Origin of the sequence: Tepidanaerobacter acetatoxydans Re1 (assembly GCF_000328765.2) — a bacterium.
In the GTDB taxonomy this organism is placed as follows: Bacteria; Bacillota; Thermosediminibacteria; order Thermosediminibacterales; family Tepidanaerobacteraceae; genus Tepidanaerobacter; species Tepidanaerobacter acetatoxydans.
In genome coordinates this window covers 1,779,241-1,793,772 of sequence record NC_019954.2, presented here as the reverse complement: position 1 = coordinate 1,793,772, position 14,532 = coordinate 1,779,241, and the positions used below count along the sequence as shown (strand labels likewise).

Below are 14,532 nucleotides of genomic sequence, written 5' to 3'. Positions count from 1 at the left end.
ACGAAAATAATGTAAGGCGAAAGGCTAGAAGAATTGAAATTGACTTTAGAAAAATGTAAGGGGGTTAAAAAGTGAAAAATTATATAGGGAATCTTCAAAAATTGGGGAAAGCTTTAATGGCTCCGGTGGCAGTGCTGCCGGCAGCAGCACTTTTGATGAGACTTGGCGCTCCTGATGTGCTAAATATTCCTATAGTTATGGCTGCCGGTGATGCAATATTTGGAAACTTACCATTAATCTTTGCTCTTGGAGTTTCCATGGGTCTTGCCGGCGGTGCAGGGGCAGCCGCATTGGCCGGTGGCGTAGGTTATCATGTCTTAATTAAAGTATTGGATACTATGAATCCTGATATTAACATGGGAGTTTTAGCAGGGATAATTACAGGTGTAGCAGCTGCTTCCCTATATAACAAGTATAAAGATATCAGACTGCCGGATTTTTTAGGGTTTTTTGGAGGGAAGCGTTTTATTCCTATTGTAACTTCCTTTACAATGCTCATACTTGGAATCATATTTGGATTTATCTGGCCACCAATTCAAGCGGCAATATATGCTGCAGGTGAATGGACCATACAAGCAGGAGCTCTCGGGGTAGGAGTATTTGGTTTTTTAAACCGCTTGTTAATACCTACCGGCTTGCACCATGTTATAAATAATGTGGTATGGTTTATCTTCGGAGAATTTACCAATGCTGCAGGGGAAGTAGTTACCGGTGACCTATATCGATTCTTTGCAGGCGACCCGAGTGCCGGAATTTTTATGACAGGGTTCTTCCCGGTAATGATGTTTGGCCTGCCTGCCGCATGTTTTGCTATGCTTCACGAAGCTAAAGATTCGGAACGAAAGGCTGTAAGCGGTGTATTGATCAGTGCCGCATTGACATCTTTCCTTACAGGCATTACCGAGCCTATTGAATTTGCCTTTATGTTTTTAGCACCTGTTCTTTATGTGATACATGCTCTGCTTACGGGAATATCAATGGCATTAACGTATATGTTGGGATTAAGACACGGTTTTGGATTTTCTGCAGGATTTATTGACTACGCGCTGAATTTTAAGCTGGCTACACAACCAATATTATTGTTGATTATTGGTGTTGCGTATGGCGCACTGTATTATGTAATATTTAGATATTTCATCAGAAAATATGACCTTCCCACTCCCGGACGTATTGAAGGTGAGACCAGCGAGACTCCGAAGGGAAAGGTAAAAATCAGCGAAAAAGCCGAAAGAATTTTGGCAGGTCTTGGAGGCCCTGATAATATAGAGAATATGGATGCTTGCATAACGCGTATAAGACTTACGGTTCGCGACATCTCTGAAGTGGATGAATCTGCAATCAAAAGGGCTGGAGCTACCGGGGTAATGAAGCTTGGAGGAGGTAACCTTCAGGTTGTTGTGGGCACTGAAGCAGAACTGATAGTTGAGGAAATTAAAAAAGTATTATAAGATATGTTTACAGTGTGTGACAAAATGTTTTAAAATAATTTATAAAAGGAAAATTAAAAGGGGTTGTCTTAAAAGCCAGCCCCTTTTGTCAGATATGATTTGAATATATATTAAATGGGGTATTTTTAGTGCGACAGTTTTGCATTATAAAAGTTTTTAATAATAATGTTGTACTGGCCCGGGATAAAACAGACAGAGAGGAAGCGGTGCTCGTAGGCAAAGGGTTGGGATTTAATGCCAAGCCAGGAAACATGCTTGAAGATGATAAAGCGGAAAAAATATTTTATTTTATCGATAAAGACAAGGTAAAACAGCTTAATCGTTTCAATGAAGACATAATAGGGATTACTGAAGAAATTATATCAATGGTGTCGCAGGAATTGAAGGAGCAATTAAACGAGCATATTCATGTAGCTCTGGCAGATCATATAGGTTTTACTCTGGAGCGGCTGGAAACCGGGCTTGAAATAACAAATCCTTTCCTAGAAGAGATTAAAGGCCTTTATCCTAAAGAATATGAGTTAGCATGTAAATCTGCTGCGATGATTGAAGAAAAATTTGCGGTTGATATTCCAGATGGGGAAAAGGGTTTTATTGCCATGCATATTCATTCGGCTAGAATAGACAGAGAACTGGCAAAGACTGTTAAAAGCACATCAATGATCAACAAAATGGTAGAGATTATAGAACAAGAGCTGCGGCTAAAACTCGATCGTCAGGATACTAACTATGCAAGGCTTATAATTCATTTAAGATTTGCACTTGATCGCATTGACAGCGAAATGACTATCAAAAATCCACTACTTGCCAGAATAAAGGAAGAGTTTAGTGAAAGCTATAAAATTGCAATAAAGATTGCCGAATATATTAAAGAAAGAATCGGAAAGGAACCGCCTGAAGATGAGCTGGGATATCTTGCTTTGCATATCCAAAGAATCAAAGATTCATTGGCTGAGCATCATATAAAGTAGAAATTTGAGCCATATCTATAGAAGAGGAGGATTTACGGGTGTTCGGAAACATATTCAATAACAAAAACAATAATGTTAATAATTATGTAATTATCAAAGCTCCTATAAGTGGAAAAATCATGGATTTATCCGAAGTAAAAGATGAGGTTTTTGCAAGCAAGATGCTTGGTGACGGCATAGCAATAGACCCTTCGGAAGGCAGCCTTATAGCTCCATTTGACGGAATTATAAAACAGATATTTCCAACAGGCCATGCGGTTGTTTTAGAATCAAAGGAAGGCCTTACCGTATTAATCCATATTGGCCTTGATACGGTAAATTTAAAAGGAGAAGGCTTTGAAATTTTGGCAAAAGAGGGTCAGAATGTAAAAACTAAAGATCCAATTATAAAATTCGATATAGATTTTATACGAAATAAACAGTATTACTTACAGACGCCGATACTTCTACCTGAAGGGAATAATATAAAATCTGTTGAGTTGACTGAAGAAAAATATGTAGATGCAGGCGAAGATGTATTGATGAAAGTAAGTCTGAACAAGTAAGAAGGTTTGGATAGGTTAATGTAAAGAGAATTTTCGAACTTGGGTTTAAAAATTTTATGGCTCTTGCTAAGCCGAAAAATATCATGGTGGTGATAATTTGGGAGCTTTCAGGTTGCGGATTGAATTTGATGACAGGACAGGTATGGTCTATGATACCAGTAGGGTTATAGCTAAATATAATATCAGTATTTTAGCACTGGAAGTTTTACCAAATCTCATGTATTTTGAATTAGAATGTGATGATGAAGAAATCAAGAAAAAGATTATGCTAGATCTGGCACCTATTCCTAATATAAAAAAGGTTGAAGAAGTAAGATATACTACCTTGGATGTTCCTAGAGATGATCCTTTTAATATCATCTTAGGCGAGAGCCGAGCTTTGAAAAAAGCAATATTCAGGGCAAAGCTGGCAGCAGACAGCAGCAGTACTGTTTTGCTTTTGGGTGAAAGCGGAACAGGCAAGGAGCTCTTTGCAAAGGCCATACATCTTTCAAGTCCAAGAAGCAAATTCCAATTTTATCCTGTAAATTGTGCTGCATTGCCTGATACTCTTTTGGAAAGTGAGCTGTTCGGATACGAAGACGGAGCTTTTAGCGGAGCCAAAAAAGGCGGTAAAGCCGGGCTGCTTGAGGTTGCAGATAAAAGTACGGTATTTTTGGATGAAGTAGGAGATCTTTCCTTAAGTACGCAGGCAAAACTGCTTAGGGCTATTCAAGAGATGAAAATACGCCGGATAGGCAGTTATGAAGAAAAACCCATTGATGTTAGAATTATTGCCGCAACTAACCGCGACTTAGAAAAGATGGTTCAAAAAGGTGAATTTAGAGAAGACCTTTACTATCGTCTTAATGTCGTACCTATTGCCATACCATCTTTAAAAGAACGCAGAGCCGACATTCCGCTGCTTGCAGAATATTTTCTTTCAAGATATGTAAAATCGACCGGCAAACCACCTAAAACGCTTACAGCAAGAGCAATGGCTTTTTTAGTGAATTATGATTGGCCCGGCAATGTAAGAGAGCTGCAAAATATGATCGAAAGGGCCGTAAATTTGACTCCCGGCAGAATCATTGATATAGATAATCTTCATTTTGAAGTTGATAATGAGCTTATATTGCCAGATGCCGAGGATAAACCGTTAAAGGTCATGGTAGAACAGCTAGAGTCTAAAATGATTACCGAAGCTTTGTTAAAACACACTTCAATAAGGAAAGCATCTCAGGCATTAGGTCTGTCGCATCCGGCGCTGATTAAAAAGATGAAAAAATACAATATAAATAAAGAGGAGCTAGATGATAAACCTCCCCGGTAGCAAAAGTTACCATGGAGGTTTATGTTCAAAAGAATTACTTAAAAAACTTTATATAATATATAAGTATACGGTTAATAGAAAATAGTGACTTTATTTGATTAATTCCGATATTAAAAAAACTTTATATTTTTAAACCATTTATTCAAAGCGATAATAGCAATAAATTTAATAACTAAGCCACATTATCGGTAACATTAGTTACCGATTTAGACCTTAAATATTGCTTTTTGGCAACTATAGTTACCAAAAAGCAATATTTTTTTATAATAATTTCACAAAGGTGCGGCTGTATTAGACTGAGCAGTTATGGCATGATTTTTGCAATATACTATTATAAGAATAAATTCTTAAGGGGGTTGTAAAATGTCTGAAGGACAGTTTAGAGGGTTATCTTTCGGCATACCTAGAGAAATAATGAGTGGCGAGCGGCGTGTAGCTGCAATACCTGATACGGTAAAAAAGCTTGTTGATGGCGGAGCTAAAGTTTTTTTTGAAAAAGGTGCGGGAATTGGTTCGTATTTTTCTGATGATGAATACAAAAAAGTCGGTGCGGCAATTATTGATGATATTCAAAAACTATATGATGAATCGGATATTATTTTAAAAGTCAAGGAACCGTTATTTAATGAAGAATTGGGAAAACATGAAGTTGATATGATGCACGAAGGTCAGGTTTTGATAACATTCCTCCATCCCGCAGCACCTGCTAATCATGAAATGGTAAAGAAGCTCATGGAGAAAAAGGTAACTAGCCTGACGCTAGATGGCATACCTAGAATTTCTCGGGCTCAATCAATGGATGCTTTAACTTCTATGAGTACTGTAGCAGGATATAAAAGTGTTTTGATGGCAGCTGACCGCTTGCCGAAGTTTATCCCAATGATAGGTACAGCAGTTGGCATGATTCAGCCGTCATCAGTTATGGTAATTGGCGCAGGTGTGGCTGGGCTGCAGGCTATAGCCACAGCAAAGCGGTTAGGTGCAGTTGTGCATGCTGCGGATATTCGTCCTGATGCAGCTGAACATGCAAAGAGTTTAGGCGCAAAAATAGTTGAAACTGGTGTGCCGGCTGATGTAGCAATAGGAAAGGGTGGCTATGCGCAATCATTGCCAAAAGAATGGCTTTTAAAGGAAAGAGAAGCTATAAAAGAAACGGTAGTAAAGTCTGATATTTTAATATTAACAGCCTTGGTTCCGGGAAGATTAGCGCCGGTTTTAGTTACAGAAGAAATGGTAAAACAGATGAAACCCGGTTCTGCTATTGTAGATGTGGCCATAGACCAAGGAGGAAACTGTGAACTTACAAAGGGCGGCGAATTAACAGTCCAATATGGTGTTAGTATAGACGGCACCAAGAATATTCCCGGCATGGTGCCTATAAGCTCAACATGGATGTTTGCTCATAATATTTTTAATTATATCACATCCTTTATTAACAATGGCAGGTTGGAAATAGATACCAGTGATGAGATTATAGCCTCAAGCCTTGTCACAAAGGGCGGCAAGCTGTATCATGCCGGAGCTCGTGAGGCTATTGGCTTGGATTAAAGGAGTGAAAAGAGTGAAAGAAATGTTTCTCATAATTATTTTTATTGTTGCGTCCTTGCTGGGGTACAGGGTTATAAAAGAGGTTCCCTCTTTGCTCCATACCCCTCTGATGTCAGGCACCAATGCTATATCCGGTGTGACTATATTGGGTTCCCTGGTTTCTACGGCTTATGCCGTATCATCAGGCAGTAAATTCTTAGGTTTTATTGCCGTAGTTTTGGCGACGGTCAACTTAGTTGGGGGTTTTGTGGTCACAGATCGGATGTTAAAAATGTTTAAGAGCTAATGTGAGGTGTAGCAATGATAGGGACTTATGAAATAGTTTCCATTGTTTTATCGATTTTGGTCCTTGTGGGAATTAAATTGATGAGCTCGCCCAAAACAGCTGTGCAGGGCAACCGAATAGGGGCCATGGCAATGCTGGCGGCTGTCATTGTGGTTTTGGCCTATAATGGGATTATCGATGTGCCTTTGTTATGGTTTGCTATCTTTGTCGGCGGGGTAACCGGGTACATCATGGCTATGAGAGTTAAAATGATTCAAATGCCGCAAATGGTAGCACTGTTAAACGGTCTTGGCGGTGGAGCTTCAGCTTTAGTGGCTTTGGTGGAAATCTTTGAGAGATATAAGCAAATGACTTTATTCGGCCGGCTTACCGGCCAATTGGCACTGGCGGTAGGGGCAGTGACTTTCAGCGGCAGCTTGATTGCTGCAGCCAAGCTTGATCGAAGGATATCCCAGAGGCCGATTATTTTAAAAAACCACGGTCTGATTTCAAACGCTGTTTTATTGATAATTATTTTATTAATCATAACTGCTTCTGTCGCTAATATATCTGGCATAGGATTTATCGCAATTATAACCGCATTTTTGGCACTGGCCTATGGGGTGTTGTTTGCTATTAGAGTCGGCGGAGCCGATATGCCGATAACCATTTCACTGCTCAACTCTTTTTCCGGATTGGCCGGAGCTATTTGCGGCTTTACCATAGAAGACCCGCTGCTGGTAGCCGTAGGGGCTATCGTCGGAGCTTCCGGGCTTATACTGACCCAGATTATGTGTGGTGCGATGAATCGGTCATTGGTCGATATACTTAGTGGATCACAATTAAACTCTGGAATTAATAAAAAAGAAACCACGCCTAAAGAAAAGGTCATAGATGTGGGAAAACCCCCTGTGACAGCCAAGAAATTACCTGCAGAAATACTAAAAACCGCCAAAAAAGTGGTCATTGTTCCCGGCTACGGTATGGCCATAGCCCAAGCTCAAAGCCAGGTAAAAGCTTTGTATGATACACTAGAGTCTCAAGGCAAGGAAGTAAAATTTGCCATACATCCGGTAGCAGGCCGCATGCCTGGCCATATGAATGTGCTTTTGGCGGAAGTGGATGTGCCCTATGATAAGCTTTGCGAAATGGATGTAATCAATCCGGAATTTTCCGAAACTGATGTAGCTATAGTAGTTGGAGCATGTGACGTAATAAATCCGGCTGCCAATACCGCCGAAGGCACACCTATCTATGGCATGCCGGTGTTGAAAGTGGAAGAGGCAAAGAACGTCATCGTGTGCAACCTAGATACCAAGCCGGGTTATTCAGGAGTGGAAAATTCGCTGTATGAATTGCTCCACGTGCATCTGTTATTAGGTAATGCCGCAGATACTGTTAAAGAGCTGGTTGAGGTCATAAAGCAATAAACGGGTCTATACCATCTTAACTTCTGAAATATTAGGTAGAAAGTATTAAGAAAATGAGCTGCTGCACTTCAGCGAACGGAATAGTTCGCAGTGCAGCAGCTCGTTTTTATATTATTATGACTTTATTCTAAAATGTAGGGTTATAAAAGTGAAGCAAAACTACAAAAAATTTTATAAATGATGAAGGAATAATACAAAACGTGTCGAATAATATAAATAAGAGGTGAATTTAATTATGGCAGGAGAAATAGAAAAGATTAAAGCGATATATAATAATTTAACCCCTTCCGAGAAAAAGATAGCCACATATATTTTAGAACATCCACTGGAAATTTCGGATTTACCCATAGCAGAACTTGCAGCAAAATGCGACACTAGCGAAGCCAGTGTTGTAAGGTTTTGCCGCACATTGGGGTATAAGGGTTATCAGGATCTGAAGATAAAAGTTTCGGCTGATATAGCGTTTAAGACGAGGAAAATACAAGGTGTAGTTAATATCGACGATGACTTGGACGCTATTATTGCCAAGATTACTAAGAATAACATGCAAGCAATTGAAAGTACCATGGATGTACTCAGTCGGGATGAAATAAACAAAGCCGTTGAGGCTATCATGCAGGCTAAAAGACTTGATATCTATGGTATTGGTGCATCGGCTATAGTAGCTCAGGATGCCATGCATAAATTTATGCGTATAAATAAAGCATGTACCGCTTATTTGGATAATCACATGCAGCTTGCATCGGCGGCTAATCTCACAAGCAAAGATGTAGCCATAGGAATATCATATTCAGGTCAAACTATTGATACCGTAGAAGCCCTAAGACTTGCAAAAGAGGCAAGAGCTACTACGATTTGCATTACTAAATTTGGAAACTCCCCTATCACCGAAGTTTCCGATATAAAGCTTTTTGTCACATCCAGTGAAGCTTTGTTCAGAAGTGGTGCTATGGCATCGCGAATGGCTCAACTCAATGTTATTGATATTATTTTTTCTGCTGTAGCCTGTAAAAAATATGATGACATAAGCCAATACCTAGAAAACACCAGCAAGGCCGTATCTTTTAGAAAATATTAATTTCTTTAAACAGAAGTGAAGTAAAATTAGGCAACGGTTTCTTGCCGTTTTGGCCTTAAGTTAAGTGAAAGGAATGTTAGAAAATGAGCAATGTTAAAAGAGTAGTCAGTATCGGTGCACATTCACTGGACGCTGAGCTTATGGGAGGACCGCTAATAATCAAATATGTTAAAAATAAAGCCAAGTGTACTCTGCTCCATGTTACGCAGGGAAGGCTGGAAGACCCTAAGGCCACAGAAGAAGAAAAGCAAGCTTATCTTAAAGACCTTCTGAATCAGAACCGGAGAGCCGCCGAAAAACTGGGAGCAGATTACCTCTGGTTGGGGTATGTATCCAGTAATATGCCCAAAACTGAAGAATTTGCCAAAAGATTAGAAGAATACTTTGTTGATGAAAAAGTCGACCTAGTTATTACCCATTGGAGAGGCTCAATGCATAGAAGGCATATCGAGACACATGATGCAGTCACATTAGCCGTGAAGAATATGAGAGAAAAAGGAAGTCAAATCAGACTGGTATACGGAGAGACCTTTGAAGATTTGGTCGGATTTATTCCGCAGGCATATTTCCAGCTGGATGACGATGAGAAAGAACAGTGGTTCAGCGCTCTTAATGAATATGACGTATTCAGAGGCAAAGTAAATGATTTCCCTTATATACCTTACTATACCAATAATGGCAGAATACGTCAGATAGAATCCAACTCTTCAAAATTCACCGTCTGCTATATGTATGCCAGTCTCATTGAGAATAAATTATGGTGATTCAATGGAAGAAGTAAGAAATTAAGATTTATGAATCTGATGGTTTTGCCAGAAAATATATATACATTGATAAATATTATGCAGAAAGGAGAATAATATTGGGAAAAGTTTATATAAGGGTTGACGACAGACTGATTCATGGGCAGACAGTAGTTGCATGGTGCCCGACTTTGGGGATACAGGAAATCATTGCAGTGGATGATGAGAGTGTTAAGAATCCAATGCTTAAATCCATAATGACCATGGGAGTTCCCTCAAAGTACAAAACGAATATTGTTTCAACTGAAGAGGCAAAGACGCTCTTAAGAAACGATTCCGACAGGAATAGACTGGTTATCGTCAAACAGCCTTCAAAGCTGAAAGAACTGGAAGAGAGTATTCTATGCTGTGAGCAAATTATACTGGGCAATCTGGCAAAACGCCCGGATACCATTTATAAAGTGAGTGGAGCTACCGGGATATTCTACTTAAGTGAAAGCGATGTAGCTTTGCTGGACTCCATTGCGGCAAAGAACATCAAAATTACATTCCAGCAGCTGCCCAGCACTACAGAAACTAGTTGGTCCTCATTTAAGCAATCAATAAAATAAATATATTAAGGAGGAAAACAATGAGTACACTACAAATTATTTTGATTTCCCTTTTTATCTACCTTGGATCTATAGGTTCTATTATAGGCAATACCTTGGGTTGGTATACCCTTGGCAGGCCGCTGGTTGCTTCCTTTGTCGTCGGACTTATATTAGGTGATGTTAATACGGCAATGATAGTAGGTATACCATTGCAGATCATGTACATGGGCAATGTGACACCCGGCGGAGCAGTTGCATGGGATTTGTCTTATGCAACATATATCGGTACAGCAGCCGCAATTGTTTTTGGAAAAGGAATGGGTGCAACGGAAGTCATTGGTCTTGCTGTTGTCTTTGCCGGAATAGGCGGTCTTGTCGGACAAATCATGTGGAACATCTCATATGCTGCATGCCTCCCCCTTAACAGAGTGGCATACAAATATGCAGAAGCCGGTGAAACAAGAAAAATGTTTATCCCTAATCTAGTGCTGGGACAGCTCATCGGATTTGCAGTTCGTTTCATTCCTGCTGTGCTGCTTTTGACTTCTATGACGGCTGCTTCTGAGCAGGCTGATTTTGTTTCTCTGATACCGGCTTGGCTGACAACAGGGCTTTCTGTATTTGGAGGAATGATGGCTGCACTTGGAATGGGAATTATTCTATCTTTTCTTCTGAAGGAGAAGTACCATATTGTCATCTATCTGGCCGGTTTTATTCTTGTAACGTATTTTAACCTAAATACCATGGCTGTAACAGTAGTGGCCTTAATTGTGACAATACTTTATTATTACTCATCATCTAAGAAAGTTGAGGTGGAGTAAGAAATGGAAAAGAAAATCAGTGAAAAGACCCTAAAAAAATCATTCCTGAACTGGTTCTTTTGGAATGGGTGCTCGCAACAGGCAGAAAGCATGCTAGGGATGGCCTTTGGCCAATCCATGGCTCCGGTTATTGAGGAACTATACGATACAAAGGAAGAAAGAAGCGAGGCTCTCAAGAGACATATTACACTTTATAACTCTGAATCTCAGGTTGGTTCTATAGTTAATGGTATAGTATGCGGACTGGAAGAAGCCAATGCTAACAAAGCATGCACACCGGAACTCATTAGCAGTGTGAAAGTAGCTCTTATTGGCCCTACATCAGCCATAGGAGATTCTCTGTGGGTTGCGACAATCATCCCTATTCTTCTAACTATAGCACTTTCAATATCTCAGGCATCTGCAAATATTTCTTGGATTGGCTCTCTGCTTTACATGATTGTCTATCCGGTGGGAACATTTCTTCTCAGCTGGTATCTATTTAAAATAGGATATAAATCAGGCCTTGAAGGCATGCAGACTTTTATGGCCGACGGAACTCTTAACAAACTTACCGATGCCATGACTGTTCTTGGGTTAATTGTCGTCGGAGCTCTTACGGCTTCTTTCGTAAATATGCCGCTGCCTATTCAAATCGTAAGAGATATCTATGATGCTACAACCAATACCGTGATACCGAATCAGGTGATATTCAATGCAGATAATATGATAAACAGTATTTTTCCTAAACTTTTACCATTATCTCTGACACTTGCAGTGTATTATCTTTACTCTAAGAAAAAATGGTCTCCGCTTAAACTGATGGGATTAATCCTTGCATTGGCAGCAGTTCTTACGGCATTAGGCTACTGGACAGGTTTTTATGCATGAGATATACAGAAGAAATATTTATTAACAATGAACGAAGTCGAATTCATATTTGAAAAACACAGAAGGAGAAGAAGAAATGATCAATATCATTGTAATAGGCCATGGAGGATATGCCGAAGGAATAAGAAAGAACCTTAATATGCTTTCGGGAGTGCCTGAGTACATGCACTTTCTTGACCTTGATCCCGAAAGTGATTTAGATACTCTGGAAACCAATCTGGATGCTCTTTTGGAAAAGATTGGAGATGAAGATATACTTTTCTCTTGCGACCTCTTTGGCGCATCTCCTTTTAGAGTGGCAGCCATGAAGTGCATGGCCAATCCGGGAAGATACATGCTGGTAACCGGAATCAACACTATGGCTTATGTGGAATTAGCTATGCCTTCGGAACTGAGCTTGGAAGAATTGGCAAAGAGAAGTGTGGAGACAACAAAGGATTCTGTAAAAATGTTTCCGGAAGAATAAAAGGATTAAAGTCAACCAACAAGGAGGAAAACTACGACCTCTATCTGTACAATTATTATCTCACAAGAATAGTGAGATAGAAAAGAAATATAGTTTTTAAACTATGACTTTATTATACGAGGAGGATTCAATGAAGATTATCAATTATGAACAACGATATGAACAAGATGTTATAACTCTTTGGAACAAGATATTGAAAGCAGATACCCTAACTGCATTAAAATTCAGAAAGCAGGTAATTTTTGATGACAATTTTGATTCCAACTTGTGTTATATAGCATTGGAAGATGAACAAGTCATTGGATTTCTGTTGGCAATGAAACGGAAATTCCCGTATCTCGAAAGGGGCCTGGAACCCACAAGAGGCTGGGTAAATGTCATGTTTGTTGATGAAAATTATCAAAGAAGAGGTGTGGGAGGAAAACTTCTCATGAAAGCCGAGAATGCTCTTAGAGAACTGGGCTGTAAGACAATTACTTTGGGTGCATACAGTCCAAGTTACTTCTTTCCGGGTTTAGACGAGGAGAACTATCCATCTTCCATATCCTTTTTTGAAAAACATGGCTACAAGAGTGGAGAGATGAATTTTTCCATGAAAAAAGACCTTCACGGCTATACTATCAGTGAAGAGACCATGGAAAAGTACAGGGAAGCTCAAAATCAAGGATTTTCCATCATTAACTTCGATTACAGTTATGCACTTGACTTACTTGAATTTGCAAAAAAAGAATTTGGCGGAGGATGGAAAAGGAATGCACTTATAAGCATGCAGAACAACCTTGCAGAAGACTGTATTCTTCTGGTTTTAGACAAAGATAAAAATATTTGCGGCTTCTGCATGAGAATGATCGACGGAAATCCGATGAGATTTGGGCCGATTGGAATAAGTGAAAAGGTTAGAAATTATGGCTTGGGAGGAATCCTGTTTGACTTCATGCAGGCGGAGATGACAAAAAGAGGAATCTACCATCTCTATTTTGTTTCCACAGATGTCCCCGGAAGACGATTCTATGAACGGCATGGTGTTCAGGTATTCAGAACATTTATAGATTATGATAAAACGCTCTAAATAGAAGAAATCTCAAGGCAATGCTTACGCAATGCTGACTCAGCGGCCTTTTAGCTGCCGAAATAAAACCGGGTAAAAAATTTCGATTTAGAAAGGAACTCAAGTAATGAATCTTTCAGAACTTATTACTGAAGAAAGAAATCTTGATACATTAGATATAGATACATTAGATACCAAAACCATGCTGAAAAAAATAAACGATCAGGATAAAACAGTACCTTTTGCGGTAGAAAAAGAAATACCACATATAGCAGAAGCTGTTGAAAGTATAGCACACCGGTTAAGAAAAGGTGGAAGGTTGATTTATATAGGCGCAGGAACAAGTGGAAGACTGGGGATTTTAGACGCTTCTGAATGTCCTCCTACTTACGGGGTATCTCATGAGATGGTACAGGGTATAATTGCCGGCGGTGATACAGCCATACGCCGTGCAGCCGAGGGGGTGGAAGATGATTTTGAAGCAGGAGAAACAGATCTAAAGGCAAAGAATCTTAGCTCAAAGGATGCGGTGGTAGGTTTGGCAGCCAGCGGCAGAACTCCATATGTTTTAGGTGCTTTGAAATTCTCAAATAATAAAGGGGCACTAACTATAGGTGTATGTTGTACTAATAATAGTCCTATGCAGCAATACTCGGATATTATGATAACACCGATTGTAGGACCTGAAGCGGTTATGGGTTCTACCCGCATGAAAGCAGGAACAGCTCAGAAACTGGTGCTCAACATGATTTCTACCGGTGTTATGATTAAATTAGGCAAGGTCTATAGCAACCTTATGGTGGATGTACAGGCAACCAATGAGAAGCTGGTGGAAAGGGCAAAACGCATTGTAAAGATTGCTACAGGTGCTTCCGATATTGAAGTAGAAAAGACTTTAAATGAAACAGATTATGATGTGAAATTGGCTATTATGATGCTTTTGACTCAAAGCGATAAGGATACGGCCCGCCAACTGCTAAAGGATAATGACGGCCATATAAGGCAGGCATTGGGCGGTTTAGCTAAATAAGAGGGTGCCTTAGATTAATTCTTATATCTGAAACAAAACGATTATTTGATTCTGCCATTTTACTATGTACTACTGTCATTCTAAATTCTGATTATACTCCTGTTATTCTGAGCACAGCGAAGAATCCTATATCCTATTATCCTTGCAAAGATCCTTCACTGCGTTCAGGATGACAGGCAGTTCCCGGGATAAAAAGCCGTTTTTAACCTATAACAGCTACCCGGACAGTAGAAAAATAGAAATACAGGAGCAAAAAAATAAAAGTTAGGGATAAACCTTGACTTTTATTTTTTTATAAGTTATTATGTATGCAGTGTATTAATACTACTAGTACACTATATTCAAAATGCCGTTGGAGGTGAAA

Annotated in this window: 15 protein-coding genes; all 15 read left to right on the top strand. The window is 39.5% G+C overall.

All coding sequences use genetic code 11. The annotated features are described in order from the left end of the window. Positions 1–71: 71 nt before the first annotated feature. The 15 genes from nagE to murQ all read left to right on the top strand — a co-directional run bounded on the left by nagE (position 72) and on the right by murQ (position 14,168). Positions 72–1,448 (top strand): N-acetylglucosamine-specific PTS transporter subunit IIBC, encoded by a 1,377-nt coding sequence (gene nagE / locus TEPIRE1_RS08670; RefSeq protein WP_013778794.1) that lies wholly within the window; start codon positions 72–74, stop codon positions 1,446–1,448. 128 nt (positions 1,449–1,576) lie between these two features. Continuing rightward, positions 1,577–2,419: a PRD domain-containing protein gene (locus tag TEPIRE1_RS08665; RefSeq protein ID WP_013778793.1), complete on the top strand. Its 843-nt coding sequence runs from the start codon at positions 1,577–1,579 to the stop codon at positions 2,417–2,419. Positions 2,420–2,457: 38 nt separating this feature from the next. Continuing rightward, entirely contained in the window at positions 2,458–2,964 is a 507-nt protein-coding gene (locus TEPIRE1_RS08660; protein ID WP_013778792.1) for a PTS sugar transporter subunit IIA, read from the top strand. A gap of 112 nt (positions 2,965–3,076) precedes the next feature. Continuing rightward, positions 3,077–4,276 (top strand): sigma 54-interacting transcriptional regulator, encoded by a 1,200-nt coding sequence (locus tag TEPIRE1_RS08655; protein ID WP_013778791.1) that lies wholly within the window; start codon positions 3,077–3,079, stop codon positions 4,274–4,276. 363 nt (positions 4,277–4,639) lie between these two features. Next, positions 4,640–5,824, top strand: a complete 1,185-nt coding sequence (locus tag TEPIRE1_RS08650; protein ID WP_013778789.1) for an NAD(P) transhydrogenase subunit alpha — start codon at positions 4,640–4,642, stop codon at positions 5,822–5,824. Positions 5,825–5,846: 22 nt separating this feature from the next. Then, positions 5,847–6,110, top strand: coding sequence for an NAD(P) transhydrogenase subunit alpha part 2 (locus tag TEPIRE1_RS08645; RefSeq protein ID WP_041591561.1), 264 nt, complete (start codon positions 5,847–5,849; stop codon positions 6,108–6,110). Positions 6,111–6,124: 14 nt separating this feature from the next. Next, positions 6,125–7,519 carry an NAD(P)(+) transhydrogenase (Re/Si-specific) subunit beta gene (locus TEPIRE1_RS08640; RefSeq protein WP_013778787.1) on the top strand — a complete coding sequence of 465 codons (1,395 nt, stop codon included), beginning with the start codon at positions 6,125–6,127 and terminating at the stop codon, positions 7,517–7,519. 235 nt (positions 7,520–7,754) lie between these two features. After that, entirely contained in the window at positions 7,755–8,597 is an 843-nt protein-coding gene (locus TEPIRE1_RS08635; RefSeq protein WP_013778786.1) for a MurR/RpiR family transcriptional regulator, read from the top strand. 83 nt (positions 8,598–8,680) lie between these two features. Further along, positions 8,681–9,361 (top strand): PIG-L deacetylase family protein, encoded by a 681-nt coding sequence (locus tag TEPIRE1_RS08630; RefSeq protein ID WP_013778785.1) that lies wholly within the window; start codon positions 8,681–8,683, stop codon positions 9,359–9,361. Between the two features lie 98 nt (positions 9,362–9,459). Further along, the gene (locus TEPIRE1_RS08625) at positions 9,460–9,951 is read left to right on the top strand and encodes a PTS system mannose/fructose/N-acetylgalactosamine-transporter subunit IIB (protein ID WP_013778784.1); all 492 of its coding nucleotides are present in this window, start codon (positions 9,460–9,462) and stop codon (positions 9,949–9,951) included. Positions 9,952–9,971: 20 nt separating this feature from the next. Continuing rightward, a complete protein-coding gene (locus tag TEPIRE1_RS08620) occupies positions 9,972–10,754 on the top strand; it encodes a PTS mannose/fructose/sorbose/N-acetylgalactosamine transporter subunit IIC (RefSeq protein ID WP_013778783.1) in 783 nt (260 codons plus the stop codon). Between the two features lie 3 nt (positions 10,755–10,757). After that, positions 10,758–11,624 (top strand): PTS system mannose/fructose/sorbose family transporter subunit IID, encoded by an 867-nt coding sequence (locus TEPIRE1_RS08615; RefSeq protein WP_013778782.1) that lies wholly within the window; start codon positions 10,758–10,760, stop codon positions 11,622–11,624. A 76-nt stretch (positions 11,625–11,700) separates the two neighbouring features. Next, the gene (locus TEPIRE1_RS08610; RefSeq protein WP_013778781.1) at positions 11,701–12,090 is read left to right on the top strand and encodes a PTS sugar transporter subunit IIA; all 390 of its coding nucleotides are present in this window, start codon (positions 11,701–11,703) and stop codon (positions 12,088–12,090) included. A gap of 130 nt (positions 12,091–12,220) precedes the next feature. Then, the gene (locus TEPIRE1_RS08605; RefSeq protein WP_013778780.1) at positions 12,221–13,159 is read left to right on the top strand and encodes a GNAT family N-acetyltransferase; all 939 of its coding nucleotides are present in this window, start codon (positions 12,221–12,223) and stop codon (positions 13,157–13,159) included. Between the two features lie 106 nt (positions 13,160–13,265). Next, complete coding sequence (gene murQ, locus TEPIRE1_RS08600) at positions 13,266–14,168, top strand: N-acetylmuramic acid 6-phosphate etherase (protein ID WP_013778779.1); 903 nt, start codon at positions 13,266–13,268, stop codon at positions 14,166–14,168. Positions 14,169–14,532: the final 364 nt, after the last annotated feature.